The organism is Pseudomonas sp. RT4P38 (assembly GCF_054897765.1).
Window position 1 is genome coordinate 2,269,472 of record NZ_CM142703.1, and the last position, 21,392, is coordinate 2,290,863.

General features: G+C 54.3%; 25 protein-coding genes and 2 pseudogenes. 2 read left to right on the forward strand and 25 right to left on the reverse strand.

Features of this window, described 5'->3' with window-relative positions:
- Positions 1 to 2: 2 nt before the first annotated feature.
- Together ACYZT7_RS10565 and ACYZT7_RS10570 are read right to left on the reverse strand one after the other, a co-directional pair.
- Positions 3 to 236, reverse strand: coding sequence for a TIGR03758 family integrating conjugative element protein (locus ACYZT7_RS10565; RefSeq protein ID WP_462040972.1), 234 nt, complete (start codon positions 234 to 236; stop codon positions 3 to 5).
- A complete protein-coding gene (locus tag ACYZT7_RS10570; protein WP_462040973.1) occupies positions 233 to 568 on the reverse strand; it encodes an integrative conjugative element protein, RAQPRD family in 336 nt (111 codons plus the stop codon). The genes ACYZT7_RS10565 and ACYZT7_RS10570 overlap by 4 nt, the downstream gene beginning before the upstream one ends.
- Before the next feature lie 211 nt (positions 569 to 779).
- On the opposite strand from ACYZT7_RS10570, the gene ACYZT7_RS10575 reads away from it, so the two are divergent.
- Complete coding sequence (locus ACYZT7_RS10575; protein WP_462040974.1) at positions 780 to 1,145, forward strand: histone-like nucleoid-structuring protein, MvaT/MvaU family; 366 nt, start codon at positions 780 to 782, stop codon at positions 1,143 to 1,145.
- A 75-nt stretch (positions 1,146 to 1,220) separates the two neighbouring features.
- Here ACYZT7_RS10575 and ACYZT7_RS10580 read toward each other — a convergent pair whose 3' ends face one another.
- From ACYZT7_RS10580 to ACYZT7_RS10690, 23 genes and pseudogenes are all read right to left on the reverse strand, one after another.
- A complete protein-coding gene (locus ACYZT7_RS10580; protein ID WP_462040975.1) occupies positions 1,221 to 1,970 on the reverse strand; it encodes a TIGR03747 family integrating conjugative element membrane protein in 750 nt (249 codons plus the stop codon).
- Positions 1,967 to 4,105, reverse strand: coding sequence for a type IV conjugative transfer system coupling protein TraD (traD, locus tag ACYZT7_RS10585; RefSeq protein WP_462040976.1), 2,139 nt, complete (start codon positions 4,103 to 4,105; stop codon positions 1,967 to 1,969). Before traD ends, ACYZT7_RS10580 begins: the two co-directional genes overlap by 4 nt.
- Positions 4,106 to 4,107: 2 nt before the next feature.
- Complete coding sequence (locus tag ACYZT7_RS10590) at positions 4,108 to 4,536, reverse strand: integrating conjugative element protein (RefSeq protein ID WP_462040977.1); 429 nt, start codon at positions 4,534 to 4,536, stop codon at positions 4,108 to 4,110.
- A complete protein-coding gene (locus ACYZT7_RS10595; RefSeq protein ID WP_462040978.1) occupies positions 4,533 to 5,048 on the reverse strand; it encodes a transglycosylase SLT domain-containing protein in 516 nt (171 codons plus the stop codon). Before ACYZT7_RS10595 ends, ACYZT7_RS10590 begins: the two co-directional genes overlap by 4 nt.
- Positions 5,049 to 5,092: 44 nt before the next feature.
- Positions 5,093 to 5,812 (reverse strand): TIGR03759 family integrating conjugative element protein, encoded by a 720-nt coding sequence (locus tag ACYZT7_RS10600; protein WP_462040979.1) that lies wholly within the window; start codon positions 5,810 to 5,812, stop codon positions 5,093 to 5,095.
- Positions 5,813 to 5,820: 8 nt separating this feature from the next.
- On the reverse strand, positions 5,821 to 6,471 hold the full coding sequence (locus ACYZT7_RS10605) for a hypothetical protein (RefSeq protein WP_462040980.1): 651 nt from the start codon (positions 6,469 to 6,471) through the stop codon (positions 5,821 to 5,823).
- A complete protein-coding gene (gene pilL2, locus ACYZT7_RS10610) occupies positions 6,468 to 6,995 on the reverse strand; it encodes a PFGI-1 class ICE element type IV pilus protein PilL2 (RefSeq protein WP_462040981.1) in 528 nt (175 codons plus the stop codon). Before pilL2 ends, ACYZT7_RS10605 begins: the two co-directional genes overlap by 4 nt.
- A gap of 185 nt (positions 6,996 to 7,180) precedes the next feature.
- Positions 7,181 to 7,483 (reverse strand): hypothetical protein, encoded by a 303-nt coding sequence (locus ACYZT7_RS10615; protein ID WP_462040982.1) that lies wholly within the window; start codon positions 7,481 to 7,483, stop codon positions 7,181 to 7,183.
- A gap of 135 nt (positions 7,484 to 7,618) precedes the next feature.
- Positions 7,619 to 8,128 carry an STY4534 family ICE replication protein gene (locus tag ACYZT7_RS10620; protein WP_462040983.1) on the reverse strand — a complete coding sequence of 170 codons (510 nt, stop codon included), beginning with the start codon at positions 8,126 to 8,128 and terminating at the stop codon, positions 7,619 to 7,621.
- Between the two features lie 133 nt (positions 8,129 to 8,261).
- On the reverse strand, positions 8,262 to 8,675 hold the full coding sequence (locus ACYZT7_RS10625) for a hypothetical protein (RefSeq protein WP_462040984.1): 414 nt from the start codon (positions 8,673 to 8,675) through the stop codon (positions 8,262 to 8,264).
- Between the two features lie 732 nt (positions 8,676 to 9,407).
- A pseudogene (locus ACYZT7_RS10630) lies at positions 9,408 to 10,142 on the reverse strand (DNA cytosine methyltransferase); the annotation flags it as partial.
- Positions 10,143 to 10,608: 466 nt separating this feature from the next.
- Positions 10,609 to 12,621 carry a DNA topoisomerase III gene (locus tag ACYZT7_RS10635; RefSeq protein ID WP_462040985.1) on the reverse strand — a complete coding sequence of 671 codons (2,013 nt, stop codon included), beginning with the start codon at positions 12,619 to 12,621 and terminating at the stop codon, positions 10,609 to 10,611.
- Between the two features lie 282 nt (positions 12,622 to 12,903).
- Positions 12,904 to 13,302: a single-stranded DNA-binding protein gene (locus ACYZT7_RS10640; protein ID WP_462040986.1), complete on the reverse strand. Its 399-nt coding sequence runs from the start codon at positions 13,300 to 13,302 to the stop codon at positions 12,904 to 12,906.
- Positions 13,299 to 13,814 carry a DUF3158 family protein gene (locus ACYZT7_RS10645; RefSeq protein WP_462040987.1) on the reverse strand — a complete coding sequence of 172 codons (516 nt, stop codon included), beginning with the start codon at positions 13,812 to 13,814 and terminating at the stop codon, positions 13,299 to 13,301. The genes ACYZT7_RS10640 and ACYZT7_RS10645 overlap by 4 nt, the downstream gene beginning before the upstream one ends.
- Positions 13,811 to 14,608 carry a PFL_4669 family integrating conjugative element protein gene (locus tag ACYZT7_RS10650; RefSeq protein ID WP_462040988.1) on the reverse strand — a complete coding sequence of 266 codons (798 nt, stop codon included), beginning with the start codon at positions 14,606 to 14,608 and terminating at the stop codon, positions 13,811 to 13,813. Before ACYZT7_RS10650 ends, ACYZT7_RS10645 begins: the two co-directional genes overlap by 4 nt.
- Before the next feature lie 181 nt (positions 14,609 to 14,789).
- Positions 14,790 to 15,351, reverse strand: a pseudogene (locus ACYZT7_RS10655) (STY4528 family pathogenicity island replication protein); the annotation flags it as partial.
- Between the two features lie 4 nt (positions 15,352 to 15,355).
- Positions 15,356 to 15,916 (reverse strand): DUF2857 domain-containing protein, encoded by a 561-nt coding sequence (locus ACYZT7_RS10660; protein WP_462040989.1) that lies wholly within the window; start codon positions 15,914 to 15,916, stop codon positions 15,356 to 15,358.
- 12 nt (positions 15,917 to 15,928) lie between these two features.
- Positions 15,929 to 17,488, reverse strand: a complete 1,560-nt coding sequence (locus ACYZT7_RS10665) for a ParB family protein (RefSeq protein WP_462040990.1) — start codon at positions 17,486 to 17,488, stop codon at positions 15,929 to 15,931.
- Positions 17,485 to 17,700 (reverse strand): ParA family protein, encoded by a 216-nt coding sequence (locus ACYZT7_RS10670; RefSeq protein ID WP_462040991.1) that lies wholly within the window; start codon positions 17,698 to 17,700, stop codon positions 17,485 to 17,487. Before ACYZT7_RS10670 ends, ACYZT7_RS10665 begins: the two co-directional genes overlap by 4 nt.
- Before the next feature lie 11 nt (positions 17,701 to 17,711).
- Positions 17,712 to 17,927, reverse strand: coding sequence for an AlpA family transcriptional regulator (locus tag ACYZT7_RS10675; RefSeq protein WP_462040992.1), 216 nt, complete (start codon positions 17,925 to 17,927; stop codon positions 17,712 to 17,714).
- A gap of 112 nt (positions 17,928 to 18,039) precedes the next feature.
- On the reverse strand, positions 18,040 to 18,744 hold the full coding sequence (locus ACYZT7_RS10680) for a hypothetical protein (protein WP_462040993.1): 705 nt from the start codon (positions 18,742 to 18,744) through the stop codon (positions 18,040 to 18,042).
- A gap of 255 nt (positions 18,745 to 18,999) precedes the next feature.
- Positions 19,000 to 19,890, reverse strand: a complete 891-nt coding sequence (locus tag ACYZT7_RS10685) for a LysR family transcriptional regulator (protein WP_462040994.1) — start codon at positions 19,888 to 19,890, stop codon at positions 19,000 to 19,002.
- 78 nt (positions 19,891 to 19,968) lie between these two features.
- Positions 19,969 to 20,232: a hypothetical protein gene (locus tag ACYZT7_RS10690; protein WP_462040995.1), complete on the reverse strand. Its 264-nt coding sequence runs from the start codon at positions 20,230 to 20,232 to the stop codon at positions 19,969 to 19,971.
- A 325-nt stretch (positions 20,233 to 20,557) separates the two neighbouring features.
- Here ACYZT7_RS10690 and ACYZT7_RS10695 point away from each other — a divergent pair, with 325 nt between their 5' ends.
- A complete protein-coding gene (locus tag ACYZT7_RS10695; protein WP_462040996.1) occupies positions 20,558 to 21,379 on the forward strand; it encodes a helix-turn-helix domain-containing protein in 822 nt (273 codons plus the stop codon).
- Positions 21,380 to 21,392: the final 13 nt, after the last annotated feature.

A 21,392-nucleotide genomic window follows, 5' to 3' on the forward strand; every position in this document is an offset into this window, starting at 1 on the left:
GCTCAGGAAAGAAGGAAGAAGGACAGGGCGAGGTACATCGCGGCGAATCGGATAACCACGCCCACGAACTGCCGCTGGTTGAGTCGCTGTTCGGCCCAGCCGGTGTAGGCCGTGCGCATTGCCCAAGCCCCCCAAAGCAGGAGCACCGCAAAGACAGCGCAAATCAGCACAGAGGCCGTGATGGATGGGGCAAAGCCGCCATTTGCCTTGAAGGCCGTTATCTGGGCGCTGGTCATGGAGCGACGACCGTTTCAACGCGGTAATCGCCGTGCAGAGCGACGGGATCGCGGGGCTGGGCACGCGTGGGAGTCAGGAAGTCTTGGACCCCGGCGCGAACGCGGTGGATGTCTGCTCGAAGGCGCTCGTGATTGAAGTGGTAACGGCTTTGATCGGCGCGGGGCCGTGCGGCAAGTTGGGACGTCAAACGGTCAATGACATCAAGTTGCCGCAGCATCAGCGCGTAGTCATCCCGATCAAGCGAGGCGTGTGATGGAACAGTCAGTCCCGTGAGTAGCGCAGTCAGCGTGATTGCCGGAATTTGCTGAATGCAACCAGTTGCCCTGATCATTTGAGCTCACCATGGTTGTTAGAGGTGGGCAAATGTTAGAGCGCGCTAAAGTTGTTGCTTGAATCAATAAGAAACTGAGGATGCCGGTTTGTTTTTGTCTGGCTACTTTTTTGTTTCTTATACTGTCTCAGGATTTAAGGGTGTGTCTGAATATTGCTTTTGTCGGCACACACCCTCATGATGAAACAGTATTTATAATGTGAGGTGTTACATGTCGCGTCTTGCTGAATTTCGTATGTTGGAGCAACAACTGGCCAGTCAAATGGCTGAGCTGGAGCAGATGAAAAATGATTCCGGTCTAAAAAAAGAGATCGAATTTGAGAAGAAACTGCGTGCCTTGTTGGCCGAATACGGCTACAGCCTCAAAAACGTTGTCAATTTGCTCGATCCGCATGCTAGTCGCCGCGCGCCAGTGGCAGTTGCTCAGAAAGGAACGAGGAAAGCTCGCGATGTGAAGGTCTACAAGAACCCTAAAACGGGTGAGACGATCGAGACCAAAGGTGGTAATCATCGCCAGTTGAAAGAGTGGAAAACTGAACACGGTGCGGACGTTGTTGAGTCGTGGCGCAGTCAGTAATTTTTTATCCTAAGAAGGCCCATCAGGGCCTTTTTTGTTGAGGTGACTACACTGTCGCAAAATCTCGCGTCGTCACTAAATGTATTTCTTAAAGCTTCTCGCTGCTATGTCTACTGCAAGTGCAAGAAGCGCAGCACATGGCAGCAAGATTAAATAGGGACTTATACTGATGGGCACCGTCAGGTAAATAACCCAAGGGAGTACGAAAAGTACACTCAGGCTGGCTTTAGCACGGTGATAGACATAACCCGATTCACGTCCTGCTCCAAAGCGCCTAAGGTCTCTGCCAACCAACCCGTCGACCAGCCCCACAAATGCAGCTACCGCAAACAGCGGTATCGTTAGCGTAAGCACCAACAACCGAATCAAGAAGACGAGCGCGGTGTAAGCCGTAGCGACGAGGCAGCTTTCTACATGCGCGTACACCGTAGCGATGTAGTAGCGGGTGTCGCGCGCCGTTGCGCGTTGAACCGCTTTCACGTTCTCAGAGGCCTTCTGAGTCCATTTGTCGATCCCGGTTTTAACCAATGCCCCGTCGTAAGCCATTGCGACCAGCTTTTGGGCGGTGCGACCTGGTTCCTGCACCAGTATGCTGCGAGTGAAATTCTCGGATAGCTGATTCAGCTCAAATTCAAACATGCGCTGAGAGTGTCGCCAGCTTTCCTCCGGCCAGACGAAGAGCATGCCTGCGCACTCGATGATGATGCTGAGCAACAAAGACCCAAAGAGCACGCCGATAAACCGAAATGGCAATGTCACAAGGCCCATCAGCAAACCTTGCTGCTGTTCCTGCTGACGTCGAGCGGTTGCTGCTGGATCGCTCATGAGTTGGCTGGCTCAATCAGTCCCAAAGAACTGGAGTCACTGCGCAAATCAAAGGGCAAATCCTCGTCCTGGTCTTGCACGGCCAACGGATTCCACCACTCCTCCGCGGGAACATAACGCTTGCGCATGTACCCAGCCATTGTCTGTAAATCCTTGGGCATAACTTCGTCCGGATCAGGAGCGGGCAGGGGCATGCGAATTTTCCAGAGTTGTCCCCCTTCGATGAGTCCAAATGCTTGCCCTTTGGGCAAGGCCACCACATGTGCCGGCTCAATCATGGGTACGCTGGTCGTCGTGATGCGGTCCTGGGTATTAGAAGTGAATGCTGTGTTGCCCTGCGGATCAGAGCTGTCAGTCGCTGCGCTCATCACCGACGTTGAGTAGACATCGACTTTGGGCAATTGCTTGGTCAGAAGCTCAGCGGTGGCCGTTTCCCGCACACGCAGCATGAACAGGTTGTTGAAGTTGCCGATGACCTGGCCCGCCTTGGCGCGATTGCCGATCCGAGCCTCGATGTCGCTGAGGGTCTGCGTGTAGGCCGTCACTTGTATACCGGCACCACCCCCTTTGTTGATCATGGGAATGAACTCATCCCCCATTAGTTCGTTGAACTCGTCGGCATGGACATTGATGGGGATCTTTTTATCGGGCAAAGCCCCCGGCAGCCCATCGTCCACACCGAACTTGTAGATGTGCCCGGCAACCGACACCAGGTCGGAGAACATCGAGTTGCCCACGGCAGACGCGACTTCGGAGTCTGACAGCGCGTCGAGTCCCACATAAACCACGGCTCGCTTGCGGATGACCTGCATCCAGTCAAAAATTTGCCGAGGGTCCTCCAAGTCCATGTAGTCAGGGGCCAGTAATTGCGCGATGTCCCCGGTGGTTAGCTTCTCCAGCAGCGGTAGAAGCGATGCGACGATCTTGTCGAAGTAGGTGCGGTCATAGCGTACGGCGGAACGCAGGCCGTCGAGAACAGGGTCATACAGCCGTGCTTGGGACAGGTATTGCTCGATCGCAACCACGCGCTTCTCACGTCCCATCATGTGACGCGGAGTGTTTTTCTCGTTGAGTTTGGCCTCGATCTGGACGATGACGTCCCAGGCTTTGGGTTCATTTTGGGCAAAAAAATATGCAGCATATTCAATGAACAGTGCATCGATATTGATGACGTGACGTTGAATCAGCAGGTAGTCCGGCCGCTGTCCCAATTCAACCAGCGCCCGGGCAATGATGTTGACAAAGCGCCAGGCAAACTCTCTGAAAGCGGCTGAGTTCCCTTCGCCGGAAAGTTGCCCCGCAATGCGAGATGCCACTTCGGTGATTCGTCCGAATCTTCCAATGGCGTTGTAGCGCGCCGAGATAGCGGGCTGACCCAGATGAAAGACGTAGAACTCACCTTCGCGTCCTGCACGTTTGGCCTCAACGTACATACGTTTGAGCAGCTCAGCATCACCCTTAGGGTCAAGCACGATGCAGACCTCGCCGCGGCGAATGTCCTGAGTGATAAAAAGTTCGGCCAGTCGGGTCTTGCCTACACGCGTCGTACCCAGTACCAGGGTGTGGCCAACCCGTTCGGCCAAGGGCAAGGTGACATCGACTTCTTGAGGATCGACGCCGTGCAACCGGGGGAGACCACCTACTGGCGGTAATGGTCTTACAGGGTTAAGCGGGCTGTCCCAGCCGATGAGGCGAGGCAACTGGCTCAGCGGATGAGGAGCAAACTCCAGCCGTTTTTCCAGACTGCGTGCCATCTGATACAACTGCGATGGCTCGACGTACTGTCTGAACTCAGGTCGGTAGGTCTGCATCAATCGATGGGTATGACGCTGATCCCATCGAAATCCTCGTCCAACAAACAGCCGATGATTGCTGACAGGGATTTCACGGCTGGTCATCACGTAACGGGGCAGACGTCTCATTTGCCGCCGGTAGCGCAGCACCGTGCAGGCTTGCTTCAGGCGAACGGCTCCAAATGCAGTACAAACGAGTGCGGCCCCAGCACCCATGGATGAGTCCAGCGCCAGTGACCATGGCGCTACCAGGCACAAAATCGCGGCCGAGCCACACGCCGCGACGCTATACAGTTCAACGGCCGGCCGGAGCAGGGTTTCCACGGCGTGAGATTGCGCCACAGCTACTGCTCCACACTGCTTGCTGTGATCAGTACGGGGTAATGCCGTAGGTTGAGTCGTTGAGCCAGATCATCAGCTGAGACAGGAGTCAGTGTGAGACCTGCCGCAGCCTGACGAAGACTGTCGAGTGCAGCTTTGGATTCGACGTTGACTACCAGTCCTACTGCATTCATTTTCATCAGATCGGGTAATCGCTGCCTGAGCCAGTTCCGAGAGCGTGCGTCTTCGCCTATCAGAAAGAACGACGGTAACCCTGTTGCGTTCAACACGCGACGTTCGACTATCCCGGGAGACAATAAAGTGGAACGTACCGGCAGCATCTCTTCTTCGCTGTAGCGTGCATCTGCAAATTGCGGTTTCAGTGCGTCTGCTACACACAGGTTGATGCTCAGTACGCTAATTGCCAACGTGATTGCTATCCTTGGTTTCATGGCATTTTGCTCCTTGCAGCAGTGAGTTGATTCATGTGTTTGCTGACGCTGTGCTGATAGCCTGCGGCTAAAGGGCCGCCAGCGGGACGGTGGTAGCGACCGACGGCTTCAAGCCAATCCTCGCCGGTGCGGTATTGCTCCCGCAAGATTTTCGCAGCGATAGCCAGGTTATTGTGGGGAGTAAGAAGTTCGCACGGATGCCGGTAGAATCGCTTCTGATAGCCCAGATTGATTTGTGCCAAACCCGCATCGATACGCGTTGCTGGATGCTGCTTCAAAGCCAGCACAAGTGTTCGGCATGCCTCAGTCTGGTTTGCGAAGTAATGAGCTGCGCCGGCAATGTTCAACGCCCAGGGCCAGGGTAATCGTTGGCCCCGCAACATAACGCCGCTTTCTTGTAGCGCCACCGCAAACAACACTTCGGATGGAACACCTGCTTGCCGTGCGGCAATGCCGTAGGCCGGTGGAGGCGCCTGGATCGGATAGGCGAGGACGGCAGGGGCAATGTCCATCAAGACCCCGAAGCTGAGCAAGCGCAGTAGTGCGCTGCAGGGGTTCACTGACGCACCCATTTGCCATTCACCTCATGCATGACCGCTGGTAATTCACCTTGAGCGCCGATCGATGACCAGCGTCCATCGTCATGATTGATCGTGATGGTTCCGTCACGGATTTTGATGGGATTGATTCGAGCTTTTTGGGCCCACACGCGTATACGCTTATCGTCCTGCTGGCTCCCTACAACGTAGAGATCAAACGGCATACCTGAGGCATACAACTGCTTGATCGTACGTTCACAGTCGGGGCAATCGTATTGAACGAAAACAGCCTTCCTTTGTGCCGACTTGATCATCAACGGGCTGCTCATGGGGGGTAGATTGATCAGCGTCACTGCGGGATACCGATCTTTCCAGACTTGGTCGTAGGCACGTTGATAAGCCAACAACTTCTCAACTCGCAGAGCCTCAGCCTGTACTTGAAGCTCGGCATAACGTCGCCGTTCCGTCTCAGATTGGGCTTCAATTCCCAACGCGCTCAAAGGATCAAGGTTAGGGGAGTAGATCCCTAGCGGTCCTTGCATCAGAGCGCTGTAGCGATCGAGTTCCTCTTCCCGCAAACCCCATTGTTGAGCCAACAATGCTTTGTCGAAGACCTTGGGAGCATCAGGTCGCAGCTTGATTGCGGTTTCTGTGGAGATTTTAGAACTGGACTCCTGAGCCTGCACATTCGTACTCAACGACCCAAGGAGCGACGACAGTAGTAATAATCGGTACATGAGCGCTCCTATCGAATGTTCAGCCGACGTATCTCGCCGTCAACGACAAACTCTGCTGCCTGCGCGTCGAAACCCTGAAGCCGCCATCCTGCGTAGGTTTCTCCAATCCGCATGATCCGGCTCTGCTCCAGTGATTGACTGTCGAGCGGGTTGATGGAAAGGAAGCGCTCACCACCGCGCAACTCACGTCCGATAATCTGGAAGGAGGGTTCAGTGGGCTTGCTTGCCTTGCGAGGTTTGAGTTTGAGTTTGAATTGGCTGGGTGCAGGTGATGGGGGCGTCGGTTGATGTTTGGATTCCAGCTGCTGCAATTGATCCCGCAATGCTTGCAGATCAGCGATTGCTGCGGCGCCAGCAATAGCCGAGTGCATATCATCTATACGCAGGCTGAGAGCATCGTTGGTGTGGTTGAATTGAGTTTGGGTGACTGTAATTGGATTCTGCGACGTATCAATTTTGGAGTGCTCCAATTCAATAAGCCGAACTTCAAGCAATTGGAGTTTTACTGCATCAGCCTGCTCTCGAACGCTTCCTGCCAGTCTCGATAACGACGCCTGATGTGTGACAAGCACAACGGTTGTCAGCGTCAGCCACAATGGAGTCGACCAGCGTAAAAGCCGCGCCCGAAACTCCGAGTTTGAAGAGGTTGTGTAAATCATGGATTCACCTGCGCAGGTGCCGTTTTAGTCGCAGAAGCCTGTTCGGAATTAGCGCTAGCTGTCGCAGTGAAACAGACTTGTCGAAGCTGCTCATTGCTCTGTAGCGCCCAAGCAGGGCCGGAAAGAATTTGCAGCGCATCGCGCAGAACAATCGGTCCAAGGCTCAGGTGAGCAGCGGGCAGCGGCAGATTGAACAACACCGCGAGTTCAGGTGTGGTGTCGCAAAGTCGGTAGCCTGAACGCAACAGAACATAGTGCAGAGCGTCGCCGACAGAGATGGACCAGGCAGAGGGAAGGTCGATATCGATGACTTGCAGCAGGAGGTTCTGCTGGGCGGCCTCTGGTGCAAGCTCGACCAAGGTGTAACGACCGTAGCGCTGAACGGGAATGTAGTTTTTTGAAGGTTGGGCAATCGATTGTTCACTGGTTGGGACGGTGGCTGGCATATGGGGGCTTTTGCAACCCATGAGCGCCATACTGTTCAACAAGATCAGGGGCACGAAGCAGGCATTTAGCGATGGCATAGGCCGGGTTCCTGGATGAGATCCAGGGAACATCGCAGGCTGCACGGTTGTAGGCAGTCATCAATGAGAAACAGTGAGCGCTCGTATTCAACATCGGAAAAGAAAAACGGCCTCCGAGGAGACCGTTGAGAAGAACAGTTTGAATGTTCGACAGAATGAGTAAGTAGCTTTACTTGTAACGGGCTTCAATACTCTTCAGGTAGGAGAATGGTGGTCACACTGCGGTCTGCTTCAGTGATGATCCAGAGCGTCAGCCCCGGTTCGAGCTCATATACAGACATCAGCCGTTCACCTGAGATCAACGCATCTTCGTTGACCCTGCGATCTTCATCGCAGACGTCGCCCCAGTCGCCCTGTAAGTGACGGCCGAAGTAGCGAAATGGATCTAATCGTTCCGATCGAACCAATGCATCCACACCTTGGGTCAATACCAAGGCGCCGAGCTCGGAAAAAGGCTTAAGCGACGAGCCGAATTTGAGAATCATCATGGTCTGTTTCCTATTCAAATATGGGCCATGACACTCCCTCGGGAGACATGGCTCACGAGGGTTGGTTGGAAGACGAAACGTCTTCTAATGGTTAGTACAAAAAAGAAAACCCACGACCCGCTGAAGGATCAGTAATCAAAATGCTGGCTCTGGCTCTGGCTCTGGCTCTGGCTCTGGCTCTGCGATAGTCGCTGCAGAGGAACTCACTGTGTCCGTTGAATCAACGGCGCTGTCGCTGTCCTGAGCCGCCGGCTCACGTTTGTGCACTAGAACGCCATTAATCTTGATCCAGTTCACTAACAGCAACCGAGCTTTGAAACTGACACCCAGTTGTCCAACGTTCAGGCCTTTGGAGTACGTAAAGGTATCCACCCACGGGTCTCCAAGGCGAAAACCGATCAGCACCTTTTGTTCCGATGCAACAGCTGACATACAGCGACGAACTAGGTTTTGCGCTTCCTCGCCCGTAACTCGTACGTCGAAGCGTCGGTACTCAGCTGAATCGGTAGGACCATTGAGCGCTGCAATGTCACAGGCTAAAAATGATTCACCTTTCCTGAGTTTCACTTCGCGTATGCGGTTGAGATATCCCAGTCCAGTGATATGAAGATCGAAGTACGTAGTTTCAGAATTAGCATTGTTCATGCGTGCCTCCAGGCTAGAGAAAACGGATGGAGGCGCGCCTACCCAGCAGGGGAGGTTTGCCCCCGATAGGTGAGTGAGTTGTATGACTCACTAGAGAATGTGACTCATGTACCGATGAACTGAGATGGCTTGATTACCAGCCGTGATAATGCATGACCAGCGAAGCGATAACGTCACGCCGCGCCTGATCTAAAGGCCCCAAATTGGCTAGCCCCAGAAAACCCACCTGATTAAGAAGAGCATTGCCTTCTACCGTGTCGTAAAAGCTGACCATGGCCGCCAGAAAAATGCGTTCATTGGTGCTCAGTACCTGGAAGGAGTGATTGATCATTAGGAAGTCAGGACGTAGGTCGCATCTGCACTTGGCATTTTCTACACTTTTTTTTGTGCAGTCGCCAAAATAGGATGGACCCGCTAATTTGACGCCTTGTTTCCAGGCGTATAGGAATGCAGCTGAGGTGCTCGCTAAATCTACCTGCTCTTGAACGGTCTGTTTGACGCCCGACGCAGGCGACGAAAAAATCTGAGAAAAAGTGGAATTTTTCATAAGGTGCTCCTTGGTATCTGGATAAACGCTGCATCCAATTGGAAGAGCGCGAAGAGTGGTAGGCATCAACGCCGTTCAAGGCGTGCGTCCGCAGAAGTGATGCTTGGCGGACTGGCATGGTCAACGTGAGTATTCACGCCGCAGCCCTGAAGACCTCGGCTGCCTGGGCAGGCACTGATTGACAACCAGTGATGCGAACCCAGAGATTGAGCTTCGAGCCCAAACCTGTCAGCGATGAATACCGCGAACCACCACACCCTATTTAGAGAGCGCAGCCAGGAGTCTTTTTCCGATCCAGATGAGGCAGGGCACGGCCATGCTGTTGCCAATGGCCTTGTACCGTGGACCATCAGCTGCCATCAGCATCCAGCCAGTTTCCGTGGGCTCCCAAAGATCATTTGGGCGGCTACGACTGACACGCTTGGTCGCGTAATTGCGCCTTGCAATTCTGGTGTAACCATTGGGTAGGCCTTGAAGACGCTCGCATTCGTTCGGGAGCAGGCGACGAACCTTGTGGCTTGATCCTGGTGTGATTGGATGGGATCGAGCCACTCCACCCTCAAGGGTATCCAAGTGCCCAACGGGTTCGCTCTGTGTCAGGTCACCCGGTTCGTAAACGACGAACGCCACGTCGTGATTACAGGTCAGCGTAGGGCAGCACTCCAGTGAAGCTTCTGCACCACCTTGGCCGTTGGCCATCCCGTATGTGTTTGTAAAGACATGAAGCTGTTCTAAGCCATCATCTGCATCAGCGCTCGTTCCATGATGGGCGGAAGCAATCTGCCCCGGCGAGCGGTCCGGCGGGCTATCCCGGCGCATGCCTTCGGGCTCAAAAAGTACCGCGGTGGGATCAAACCCAGGTCGAGCACTTGCGACAAGGAACACACGACGGCGTCGTTGGGCCACGCCGAAATATTGGGCATCCAGGATTCGCCACGCGATTGTTCTTTGGGGGCCAAGCACAATACCTGCGTGCGACCACGTCTTCCTTGGCGGCTCCAGCACCTCTTCTTCTCCAGCAAGCGCCGCGAGAAAGCAGCCGAAGGCATTGCCTTTGTCGCTGAGCACGCCAGGTACGTTCTCCCAGACAATGATTGATTCAGGTTCATTTCGATTGCAGCGGACTTGGTCGATGGCATTGGCGAGTTCCACGTATTTGAGGCTGAGCACTCCGCGCGGATCTGCCAGACCGGCGCGTAATCCAGCGATGCTGAAGGCTTGGCAGGGTGTGCCTCCAATCAGGATGGGTGGGGCAGGAATGTGTTCACTAAGCACCTTCTCGGTCAGTAATGCCATGTCACCTAGATTGGGCACCTCAGGGTAGTGATGGGCCAGTACCGCACAGGGAAATGGCTCGATCTCGGCGAACCAGGTGGGCGTTATTCCAAGCGGTTGCCAAGCGACACTGACGGCTTCAATTCCGCTACAAACACTGGCGTACTGAAGACCGGTAAAGGGATGGTTCATAGGGTGAGTCCTTCGCTGTTGCGCGTCTTTGTGCCAGAGAAAATTTCTGGAGAGGCGCGGTAGGGGGAAGGGACTAAGGTGCCGAAGGCGCAACCTTCGGCTGAAACAAGGAAGCCACCGGTGGGCTACGCAGGATCATGGCGCTCGTTATTGCCTGGCCCTGTTGCAGCATTTACACCCGACCCGTGTCGTGGCGTGGGTCGGCATCGTGAGGCACACATCCGTGTACAAAGGGAACCCGTTGTTTGACCGGTGGGTGCCGGTACTGATTACGGCCACCCCGAAGGGTTTCCTGATCGCTTTGATCAAAGTGATCAGGGAACCCTTCGGGGGTGAACTTCTAAATGAGTGTAACGCGCCGTGAGCGCATCAATGACAAACAAGTCCTTCACGTCAGCGATCAAATGATCGGGCTGTCCGCGCACGCTGTTTCAGAAGGAGAGACGTGCTTGGGCAAACCCGCTCACTACCTTTTTGGCGCTGAGCGGCGTGGCTTTCGGGATTTCGATGCAGGGCCTACCTTGGCCTCGACGGGCAAGACACCTTTGCATTCGGGGTAACGGGTGCACGACCAGAACGTACCGTGCTTACCTTGTCGTTGACGCATTGATGCACCACACACTGGGCAGGCAGGTCCTTCAGGAATTTGAATAGACAGGGTGGTTGTTCGGTAATGCTCGACCAACTGCGTGATCCACGCAGCTTGTTTTGCTATGAAGCTGTCCAGCGTCATCTGACCGGTCTCGATCATGTCAAAAGCCTGCTCCCAGATCGCGGTGGTGCCAGGGTCTGCGATGGCTGCCGGCACTGCATCAATCAAGGTAAAGGCTGAATCAGAGGCTCGAACCGATCGACCCTTTTTGAACAAATACCCCCGACTTAACAGACCGTTGATGATGTTGGCACGGGTTGCTTCTGTACCAATGCCCGACGTGTCCTTCAGAGTCTGCTTCAGGCGCGGGTCGTTGATGAGCTTTGCGACACCTTTCATGGCCTTGATCAGTTCGCCTTGGGTGAATGCCTTGGGCGCAAGCGTCTTGAGCGTCTTCAATTCAGCGTGCTGCACGCTACAACAGCTTCCTGACATCAGGGGCGGCAAGACCTGACTCCGTTGTGCGGACTCATCCTCGCTTACCTCCCGGGCATTACCCACTACCTTGCGCCATCCCACCACCACGATTTGCTTGCCTGTGGCCTGAAGGGATTGTCCGGCGCAATCGAATTGTGCGCAGGTTCGGTCGAATTCGTGATGCGCCAGAAACTGCGCCAGGTAATGAGCACGTATCAGTTCGTAAACAGCCCGCTCTTTCTCGCTCAGGGCATCCATATTGAATGGCTCAAGTGTCGGAATGATTCCGTGGTGAGCACTGACCTTGCTGTCGTTCCAGGCTCGCGAACGTTGGGTGCGATCAACGGACTGAATCACAGAGGCAAGGTTAGGATCGCTGATCATCAACGAGTCTAAAACGGTCGCTGCTTCACTAAACATGCTTTCGGGTAGATAGCTGGAGTCAGAACGAGGATAGGTCGTGGCTTTGTGGGTTTCGTACAGCGATTGCGCGAGGTCCAGAGTCTCTTGCACGTCCAGCCCTAAACGCCTTGAGCACACTTCCTGAAGCGTGCTGAGGTCAAAGGGCAGTGGCGGAGCTTCGCGCATTCGTTCCGTATCCACCGAGGTGACCAAGGCTTGCGAAGCGCCCTGAAGGTAACGATGTGCTTGATGTGCGGCCGCTTGCCGGATGCATCGTCCCTCATCATCCACTGTGCCGGATGAAGGTACCCATTGTGCGTTGAATGGTTGCCCATCAAGCACAAGCACCATATGGATAGCCCAGTAGGGGACCGATACGAAGCGAGCAATATCGCGATCTCGATCAACGACCAAACGTAACGTCGGTGTTTGAACGCGACCGACTGAGAGCACACCGCCATGCCCCGACTGTCTGCCAAGCAGGGTGAATAGCCGACTCAGATTCATGCCGATCAACCAGTCTGAGCGGGAGCGGGCGAGGGCTGAGTGATACAGCAGTACGGTGTCATTGGCCGGTCGCAAGGTTGCCAGCGCCTTGCGAATCGAGGCTTCGTTAAGGGCTGATAGCCACAGTCGCTGAATCGAACCTTGGTACTGGCAGAGATCAAGAATCTCTCGAGCAATCATTTCACCTTCACGATCAGCATCGGTAGCAATCACGAGCTCAGTGGCCTGAGTCAGCAAGCGTTTAACGATGGTGTACTGTGAGGCAGTGTTTGCTTTAACCTCGACGCGCCAAGTTTGCGGAATGATAGGTAACTGATCCAATGACCAGCGTTTAAGGTGCTCGCCATAGGCCTCGGGCGGGGCTGCTTCAACCAAATGACCGATGCACCAGGTGACGCTAACGCCGGAACCGTTGTAACAACCGTTGCCACGCTGATGGGCGCCCAGTACCCGGGCAATGTCTTTGCCTTGGGAAGGTTTTTCGCAGAGGAAGAGTCGCATGTCATTGCCCTGAATAGGTCTGAGATGCGTGTGACGTTACGCAGCGGCCCCCGCAATCGCGACCCTCAAAGCGATACTGCGTTTGGCTTATTGAGTCTGCGCAGATTCGCTTCGAGTGAGATACCGGGGGGGGAATCAGCAGGTTTTGGTTCAGAAGATTCGCAATGTGCCGCCGGCTGGACCGTAGTGGCCGTCAGTGGAACTTGCCGTCAGGCGCCACGCACCTTCTTTGGCGCAGCGTGAGCGGCGGACCGTTGCGGCAGCCGCTCACAGGTTTGTGAATTATTGTTGATCTCCATCGTTATCGGGTGCGGACGGTTTTGAGCCCAGCACTACGGTATCGATCCGGAAGGGCAGAATGCCCACCCGACGCGCCTCGATCTTGAACGTCACACGGGCTTTTTCATCGGCGTCCGCCCATTCCTCTTTGACGGTTCGTCCTTCCACTAATACCCGCATACCTTTCTGATACAGCGTCTTCCAGCGTTCGGCATCGCGGTGCCAAAGTTCGACCGGCGCCCAGTAGCCTCCGCGGTCCTCATACCCATCTTTCACCGGCACTGGATTATCGAAATAGATATTCAGCCTCAGCAGTCGCCGCGGCTCGTCGTTGCCATTCTGGAACTCTCGATATTCGGGCGCAGACCCGATGTTGCCTTCACCAAAAAAGTGGGTGCTCATAATGTGCTCCATTGGGTAATGATGCGCCGATCGACGCTACGCTTATAAACCGCCTCGGCCCGGGCCATCTTGCTCGCGCAGTCGATGACTTGGCGGTTGAGGGTATGGGTCAAACTGACTTGCATGTTGAGTACGATTCGCTGCTGCTCCAGCGCGAGAAGGTCGTCGATCAGTACGTTAGGTGTCGCATCGCTGTCGATGCACTGCTCCCACAGCGATACACCCATCGAAGTCCGGTCGAGGTTGCGCCAGCGCAGAAAGGTTGTCCCTGCGCCAGTGACCTGCTGGGCCAGTTGAATGGGGAGTAGGTTGAATGGGTAGCTCCGGGCCTGGGTAAGGATTCGAACCTCGGCCAAGGTAATGAGGTCGTCGCGAAGCGCAGAGCATTGGCTGGCCCAGGCCTCCAGCTCCCCCTTACCTTTAAAAGGTTTTAAAAGGCCTTTTAGGTAGCCTGCGTGTGCCAGCTGCTGGAAGTCTGCCGGCGCCAAAGACGTGAAGTAGCTCTGGCTCATCGGGGCTCTTCCTCTTCTGAAGGTGAGTAGCCCGCACTTGAGTCGTCAGCTTCGGGAGCCTCTGCACACTCGCTACCCGATTCATCTGCCGCAGCATTGTTTTTGCTGGGCTGCTCGTCGGTGGTCATGCGTCGAATCATGGGTGGCGCGAAGCGCGATCGGCGCGACCCCTCGAGTATGTCTTGCGGTATCTCGCCAAACCGTTCCCTCGCGATCTGCGCAGTTACGTTATTCGCCGCAAAATCTTCTCGATTGGCACCCGAATGCTTGTACTGCTGGGCCAGGCTAAACAGGCTGCGAAGTGCATGAGCACCTTCGTTGAGACATTGCTCCAAGGTGCTTCGATCAATTAAGGCTGTGTGATGTGCGAGGATTAGACGCCTGGCTAGATCGTCGTAATCGGCCAAAAGATACACCGCCATAAATCCGAGCTGAGCACTGACGAACAGTGGCAGCTTGACCGGTTGTACGTTCAGGTTTTCGCCTAGACTCAACGCGGACGGAACCTCTGAGAGTATCTGGTCGACCTGTTCACGCAGGATTCTCAGGCTCTCCTTTGTATCGTTTAGCTTGTCCTCGATACGCAGCATCCAGCCGTCTGAATAAGGATCGTCCTGTTCGGCACCGCGTTTCATCTTGTTCATGACCGACATGAAGCCGTTCAAACCGATGATGGCGGCTCTTCCTTCCGAGGCCGATCGGCCATGCCAGATGCGAGAGGCGTGATGGGTGTGTAGGGTGAGTTGCATGGTGCTGCGTAACGCACCAAGGTTGAGTTGCATGTCGTTTGCCATGGGGGGGTGCACTCATAGACAGAGGGATGAGTGGTCAGCATTGAGGCAGAGGGGAAGGCTGTCAGTGAACAAAGCGCAGGTGGGGCTGCCTGATTTCAGCACTCAGTTAAGCAGGCCTTGAGGCTATCCCCAGGGGATAGTCCATCCCGTTAAGTCAGGATTCAGCGCAGGTGAGAAGTCAAGGTAACAACTGGGTCTGCAGATTCGGGTCTTGGCTGATTTCTTCGAGCACTGTCAGCCGACTCTCTGAATGCCCGTGTTGGCGTGTTCAAGTGTCTGACTAACCAACCCCATGTAGGCCGGATCAAGCTGCATGGCTTCAAAGGGGCTTAGCGGCCTGTCGTGGAGAACGTACAAGTTGCCAAGCACTGGACCGGTACTCTTATCGCGACAACGCCTGACCAGGCTGAGCCTGCGTGTCAGGCGTAGCATCGTCAGGGTTTTGGCCACGCTTTCGTGGGGGGCCACCGCGCCGCATGGAACCGATGTCAGAGAACGGCGCAGTTGATCATAGGTGGGAAAGGCGGTGACACCATCATCATTGAGCCGCAGCCGAAATACCTGCCAGGCGTTGCGCTCGAGGGGTGTCAGCCGAACATTGAGCAGGAGCGCCCGCGGTAGGTTTCGTGGCGATTACCACTGAAGAGAAAGCCGTCACCGTGGGGTTGCCTGTCTTCTGGTTGCAGGCGCTCCAATGCGTTATCGAGCAGCGAGGATAGCGAAGCAGGGGCAGCGCGGTTCATGGTGTCAGACCAGCCCTTGATCGATCCAGTTGTGCAACGCGGCCCAAATCACTGAAACTGGAAACGTGAGCTCTTGCGCCAGATCCAGGGTGAGCAACAACATGGCCATATCATCGTCCACTGCGAATCCCCGAGCTATGAATTGCGGGTGCCAACGGTTCCATAACAAGGTGTCCTGGTCCTCACTGAGCACCGGATGCCGTCCTTTTCGCTTGGGCAGACCCAGTATGTCTCGGCGCAGAGCAACCTCTTGGTGTGTCAGGCCGTAGAACTTGCTGACCATCTCCGTACTCGCGCCCAGGCGCAACATCCGGTCGACCGTGGCAATTTCCTGCTCCACATCATCCACCTGATGAAGGATCCGCTGCAGGACTTCACGATTGATTTGAACGGTGCACCAAGGCACACGGGCATTGAGCAAAACACTGAGCAAGGCAGGCACTTTGAGTGCCGCCAGGTCTTGGTCACCAAATCCCATCGTTTTACAGCGACGCAGTTGGCCGTTGCGCAGATCGTGCAGGGCTTGTGCAATTACGGCCTGGTTTAGTGGGTGTGGTGCCGTCATGAAGACCTCCTGTCATCGCGTTATGGTGTCTGGGTAAAAGTCGGACTTGAGGTCGATCAGGCGACGGGCCAAGCGAATCAACCGGAACAGCTTGACCAGATTGGCATCACTCAATCTGTTGGCTTTGTCACAAGGCTCGGTAGAGCCCAGAAGCAGAGAACCAATTTCTAACGGCACGGCTTGTTTCGTGTTTGCAGTTAACGTGTCAAGCAAGGACAGCAATGTGGACGTCGGTTGATTTTCTGGTGTCGATCCAGTGCTGCAACGAAAACCAATACCTTCATCGACTTCAGTGATGAAGTCAGCTTTCGCTTCATCCTGAGCGATCTCCCGGGCGAACTGACTGATGTGGACTCGCAACCGATCCGGTGCGTCGAGGCCTGGCTCAATGTTCCATATGTCCGAGATCGGGAAGAGACTGCCCTGCGAAGGAGGAAGGCAATCTGATTTCAATTGAGGTTCGTCCCCTGCGTGCTTGGCCACCATTTGCTGTATCGACTGCAGACGATCGGTAACGGAGGAGGTGAGTACCGCATTGTTCTGGGTGTCAACAGCACTCTGCTCAGCGCTACAAACCGTTTTAGAGGGAGCAGAATTGGACCGATCAGGTGAGCGAGTAGGAGGGGGAGGCAGGAGCATCGAGGGTTCTGACGTCGGGTGGTGTTGTGGCTCACCTCCCAATGCTCGCTGACGCCTCTCCCCGGTTTCCCACTCCAATGTCAATGTGTCGTAGTCGACGCCGAGCCATTGCGCCATCTGACCAATCAGTTCGTCCTGCACTCGCGGTAAAGAAAACGCGGCAGCTTCTCCATCAAACATCACCAGAGCTTCCTGAAACAAGGTCGGGAAATCGATGCCCATCACTTTGCCATGAGCGTGCTCCTCCCAAATTCTTTCACCTGATCGGCGCATCACGGCCAAGCGCTCAACCTGATGCCGGCCCAGACCGCCATACAGAACGTTAGGGATGGCCGGCAGCAGGAACTGCACTGCATCGCGCATGCGGCTGATGTGCGACTGTTGAATGGGGTAACCATCAGCGCTCAGACGTCGCGACAATTCCGATTGTGAAAGGGGTAAGCCGCACTCCAGTTCGTAAAGCTCTCCGGCTTTCTCGACACCCAGTGCTCGTTCGATAAAGGTCAATCCACCGCGAAGTTCGTTCTCGGCCAGATGGCCAGTTAACGCGACGATCTCGCCCCGCTGGGGCCAAGGGCGAAATAGACACGAAATACGAAAGAAGTTTTCGTCTTTAGTCTCCGACCACAGCTCCTTCAGTATGGATAGCCGGGTATTGCCGCCGTTGCGAATTCGGAAGTGAGGCTCACCTGGACGCCGGGTGATGGCCGGCGGGGCCTCCAACCCTCGATGGCGAATCGACGCCTTGATCTCATCGTACCGAGGGTTGCGGGTTACCCGCGGATCCAGATCGTAGGGTTTCAGCCGGTCCAGTGTCATGACCATTGGCGTGTCGATGATCGGGTCACACAATGCCTCCACTGCCGGTGCTGACCGGACGAAGCTTTCTGCTAATAAAAGACTGGCCGTGGTTTCCAATCGCCTATCGGTCATTGCTGCAACCTCCGAAGGGGAGGAACCAACAACTCGTGGACGCCTATCGGCGCCCGCTCATCAAGTACAAGAATGCTCGACAGGTTGGGATGAGTATCTAGATCCATGAGCAAAACGCTCAAGCCCGCATCGCTGGCAAAACCACCGATTTTGGCTGCGGTGGTGGTTGTTCCAACACCGCTTTTGGTCAAAACGTTTGATACCAGACGCATTGTGTTGCTCCTTAGGTGCGGTCCTGTAGGCGGTCAGTAATCCACTGATCAACTTCGGCGGCGCACCAACCTACGGCCCGGACCCCAAGTCGTATGGACCTAGGAAATTTGTCTTGGCTCATCAGGTTGTAGATGTGGGCGCGTTTGAAGCCGCTTTTCTGCTCGACGTCAGAAAGCCGCAAGATGCGAGGCTCCCTCGGAACCGTTGTTTCGTTCTGCTGAGACACGGTGGACTCTCCTTGACGCCCTGTAGCGTCTGGTGGGAAGTGTTGGCTATTGAATGCCGTTAAAAGACGGAAAACACTGCAGTTGCAGAATGAGCGACTGCAATTGCAGAGCTTACGAATCACCGGAAAGCTGACGTTTAGCTTCAGCGAATTTCGCCGATAACGTGCGCTCGGTGATTCCAGGTCGACCGTTGTGGTAAGCGATCAGCGCGCTGATGACTGATTCAAGGGTGTTGAAGGATGAGTAGCGCACACCGCTCGGTGATTGCCCCAAGAGCAGTGTGAGTAAACCGCCGATGATGTTCAGGTATGTGGTTTCAGCCCTTGTGGGAAGTTGAGCCTTACTTTCAGCAGATTTGGGCTGTTCAGGTTGTGCCCGTGCGCTCAATTGAGCTTTGAGCGTTTTGACCTGCAGCAGCAATACCTGGATGGAGTCGAGATCAATGGCCGAATGTAGCTGTTTTTCCATTTCGTCGAACAGAAAACCAGGTTTTTGATCCGGGTAGGTCTTCGCCATCCAGCGCTTGAGATCCACGTGCCGGATAGTGAGCTGTGGAGCATCAAGCAGCGCCGGATCATTGGAAGTTATCCCAGCTTTTCCGAACGCAAGCTCGTTGTTGCGCATAGCATCGTAAAGACGCTCGATGTTTAGTCCTAGTAAGGGCCAGAGCGGCAGAGCTTCCGCGGTCGTGGGAGCTGTCAGCGATGTCGCAGTGAGTATGTTGGTTTCTTGTTCAAGCAAGCTGCTCCAGCGGACCGCTGCTTCGATGGGGCTGTAAAAGACTTTGGTGCCGTACTGCTCGTGTTTCTGATTCATTGGTCGTTCCGCGGATGGCAATGTCCATCTATAGAAACGTCAGCGTGATTCAAGGGAAAGACGAAATACGTCTTGGGAGATACTCATTTATCAATGGTGGTGGTCGAGACTTTCTGGGTTACGGGTCTGTGGTGACTTGATGCTTTGGTTATGGGCTCTCCCAAGTGTCGTGCTGAGCACATTGGGAGAGTACTGATGTTCTGAGGGTCTGATTCAGGACCTGATCAGTCCTGCCTTCTTGGTGTGTTTATCTGTTCAAGTGACCGAATCCATATTGGTGACGCGGGTAATGAATCGCTTCAGTTGCTCACAGGGATCATTTGATGAGCGAAGCAGGTAACTGGTCAGCACAGCCGGATCACCGGCCAGAGGACGAGTCACGATCTCGGCGCTTTGGCACAGCGCCATGTGCGCTTCACAGGTGAGTCCAAGACCGTAGCCGGCAGCGACCAAGCTCAGCATTACTTCCTGGCTGGAGACTTGTTCGGCGACTCTCGCAGGTGATGGTATCTGGCGTAGCAGGGTGTCAATTTGTTGATGGAGTCCGGTATGCGTTTGAGGATCGAACAGCACCAACGGGTAGTTCAGCACCTGATCCAACGGGATGTGCTTAAAGGCAAGAAGCGGATGTCGTGCAGGTACGACTACTGTCAACGGCGTTTGCCAAACTGGTTCAGCGTTTAAGCCTTCACCTACGTCCTTTGAGCGAGCGAAACCAACATCGAACCGGTCCTCGCGAAGCCCCTTCAATTGCTGGGATAACGAGACTTCGAATAAACGTATTTCCACCTCTGGTTCTTCCTCTCGACACTGGGCCAAAATCGCTGACAAACGTTGAGGCAGAACACCGTCGGATAAGGCGACTCTGAGGAATCCCCTGTATCCGGCCGCTGCCGCCCGAACATTGCAACGTGCTTGTTCCACTGCTTGAAAGATACGGTGGACGGCTTCAGCGAAAACTTCTCCAGGCCAAGTTAATCGTGTGCCGCGAGAGGTTCGGTCAAAAAGCCGTGCACCTATATCTGATTCAAGCTCTTTGATCGTCCTGGAAAGTGGGGATTGTTCTATGTGTAGCCGCTCCGCGGCGCGGGCGAAATGAAGTTCTTCTGCAACAGCGATGAAGCCGCGTAAATGGCGAAGTTCCAAAATGGCTCCTTAGCCATCACCCTTCAAAAAGAGAACAGGGCGACAGCGAGTTTTATGAATTATCTGCCAAGGCGTGACTTATTTTTTTGTGGATTTTGAATGGAACTGCTCTAGAAGTTCTAAGCCCTCTTGGAGTGGTACGTAAGCTGAAGATATCAAACGATGGAAGTCAGCTTCACCTACGTTTTGTAACGTAACGGATGTCAAGGCTTCCAATAGCCCAGTGCCGGTTCCAATCCGAAATAGAGCATTTTCTAAAAGCTGTGACGCTTCTACATTGGTGTCTATCAACATAACCGAGGTGGAGGTGGCGTTTGTTTTCAACGGGCGATAACGATCCATGTTTAGCTCCTGAGGGCGCTGATATGTGGTTTCAAAAAATCTGATGACACTGGGTGAGCATCTAGGAACAAATCGCACGGTAATACGGTAGGTCTATCAGAATGCTTCCTGGGAAGGGGTAGTTTATGACTTCAAGCATGTAGTATTCCTTACTATCCGTTGTAGTCGCTGGGCGGCGGAGAAGAGCGAGTTTTGAGCTCGCTGCCCCGGCGGTAATATTTAGTCATTATCCGTTCGTGTGCAATTGCGTGAGTTGTTCGATAGTGGCGCGAGTTGCGGCTAACTTAAAGCCGTCTAGCGTCTTTGCGGATAAGTACTGATCGAAATGCGTGAGTTTTTTCCTGCTAATTTGCAACAACTGTGTCGTCACTACCGATCCATTGCAGAGGTCTGCCGAAGGCTGAAAATTAGCCGTAGTCAATTCACCAAGTATTTGAGTGGGCGCAGTCTGCCTACAGCATTCAATCTCAAACGTATCTGTGATTTTTTTGGCGTGGAGGAATACGAGATTGGCCTACCAACAGAGCAGTTCGTCGATCTAATAGGTGCCGGCTCAAAGCGATCAAGCCTGTACGAGGAACTGAACCCACGACAGCGAGCGATTGATCATCTTCGGCAGCAGTCATCGCCACAAATCCGGGCTTTGCTGGGGTACTACCACGAGTACTACTACGCAATGTCGGATCCGGGGTTCATCGCGTGTTCGCTGGTGCATATACGAGAGAAGGATGGGTGCTTCATGTATGAACGTCATGTACGTCATGAGCGTTTGCAATCCAGTGTCTCAGGTGTCGAAGATCTTGATCGATCTCAGTACAAAGGTCTTGCGTACTACCTGCAGGACAGGCTTTTCCTCATCGACTACGAATCGCTGACATCTAATGAAATCAGTCAAACCATTCTCATCCCGAGCTTTAAAAGTCGAGTAACTCGTCTCAACGGCCTGAAGATGGGCGTTTCAGCATGTGATTCCCGTAAACCGGTTTGTTCGAGGGTGGTGTGGCACTTTTTAGGCATAGGCATAGATCAGCACAAGGCCTACCGCAGGGTTGGTCTTTATCGCGCGGATACCGAGCAAATAGACAGCGATTTGAAGGCGAGGCTTGGGCGGGCACAAATAGTTGATGGCCTGTTCCAAATTGCCTGAACCCCTGTCAGCG

What these genes read in the sequence shown, in the direction of transcription:
- ACYZT7_RS10565 (WP_462040972.1), bottom strand. Translation starts at nt 236, where the DNA reads ATGACCAGCGCCCAGATAACGGCCTTCAAGGCAAATGGCGGCTTTGCC.
- ACYZT7_RS10570 (WP_462040973.1), bottom strand. Translation starts at nt 568, where the DNA reads ATGATCAGGGCAACTGGTTGCATTCAGCAAATTCCGGCAATCACGCTG.
- ACYZT7_RS10575 (WP_462040974.1), top strand. Translation starts at nt 780, where the DNA reads ATGTCGCGTCTTGCTGAATTTCGTATGTTGGAGCAACAACTGGCCAGT.
- ACYZT7_RS10580 (WP_462040975.1), bottom strand. Translation starts at nt 1,970, where the DNA reads ATGAGCGATCCAGCAGCAACCGCTCGACGTCAGCAGGAACAGCAGCAA.
- ACYZT7_RS10590 (WP_462040977.1), bottom strand. Translation starts at nt 4,536, where the DNA reads ATGAAACCAAGGATAGCAATCACGTTGGCAATTAGCGTACTGAGCATC.
- ACYZT7_RS10595 (WP_462040978.1), bottom strand. Translation starts at nt 5,048, where the DNA reads ATGGACATTGCCCCTGCCGTCCTCGCCTATCCGATCCAGGCGCCTCCA.
- ACYZT7_RS10600 (WP_462040979.1), bottom strand. Translation starts at nt 5,812, where the DNA reads ATGTACCGATTATTACTACTGTCGTCGCTCCTTGGGTCGTTGAGTACG.
- ACYZT7_RS10605 (WP_462040980.1), bottom strand. Translation starts at nt 6,471, where the DNA reads ATGATTTACACAACCTCTTCAAACTCGGAGTTTCGGGCGCGGCTTTTA.
- pilL2 (WP_462040981.1), bottom strand. Translation starts at nt 6,995, where the DNA reads ATGCCATCGCTAAATGCCTGCTTCGTGCCCCTGATCTTGTTGAACAGT.
- ACYZT7_RS10615 (WP_462040982.1), bottom strand. Translation starts at nt 7,483, where the DNA reads ATGATGATTCTCAAATTCGGCTCGTCGCTTAAGCCTTTTTCCGAGCTC.
- ACYZT7_RS10620 (WP_462040983.1), bottom strand. Translation starts at nt 8,128, where the DNA reads ATGAACAATGCTAATTCTGAAACTACGTACTTCGATCTTCATATCACT.
- ACYZT7_RS10625 (WP_462040984.1), bottom strand. Translation starts at nt 8,675, where the DNA reads ATGAAAAATTCCACTTTTTCTCAGATTTTTTCGTCGCCTGCGTCGGGC.
- ACYZT7_RS10635 (WP_462040985.1), bottom strand. Translation starts at nt 12,621, where the DNA reads ATGCGACTCTTCCTCTGCGAAAAACCTTCCCAAGGCAAAGACATTGCC.
- ACYZT7_RS10640 (WP_462040986.1), bottom strand. Translation starts at nt 13,302, where the DNA reads ATGAGCACCCACTTTTTTGGTGAAGGCAACATCGGGTCTGCGCCCGAA.
- ACYZT7_RS10645 (WP_462040987.1), bottom strand. Translation starts at nt 13,814, where the DNA reads ATGAGCCAGAGCTACTTCACGTCTTTGGCGCCGGCAGACTTCCAGCAG.
- ACYZT7_RS10650 (WP_462040988.1), bottom strand. Translation starts at nt 14,608, where the DNA reads ATGGCAAACGACATGCAACTCAACCTTGGTGCGTTACGCAGCACCATG.
- ACYZT7_RS10660 (WP_462040989.1), bottom strand. Translation starts at nt 15,916, where the DNA reads ATGACGGCACCACACCCACTAAACCAGGCCGTAATTGCACAAGCCCTG.
- ACYZT7_RS10665 (WP_462040990.1), bottom strand. Translation starts at nt 17,488, where the DNA reads ATGACCGATAGGCGATTGGAAACCACGGCCAGTCTTTTATTAGCAGAA.
- ACYZT7_RS10670 (WP_462040991.1), bottom strand. Translation starts at nt 17,700, where the DNA reads ATGCGTCTGGTATCAAACGTTTTGACCAAAAGCGGTGTTGGAACAACC.
- ACYZT7_RS10680 (WP_462040993.1), bottom strand. Translation starts at nt 18,744, where the DNA reads ATGAATCAGAAACACGAGCAGTACGGCACCAAAGTCTTTTACAGCCCC.
- ACYZT7_RS10690 (WP_462040995.1), bottom strand. Translation starts at nt 20,232, where the DNA reads ATGGATCGTTATCGCCCGTTGAAAACAAACGCCACCTCCACCTCGGTT.
- ACYZT7_RS10695 (WP_462040996.1), top strand. Translation starts at nt 20,558, where the DNA reads ATGCGTGAGTTTTTTCCTGCTAATTTGCAACAACTGTGTCGTCACTAC.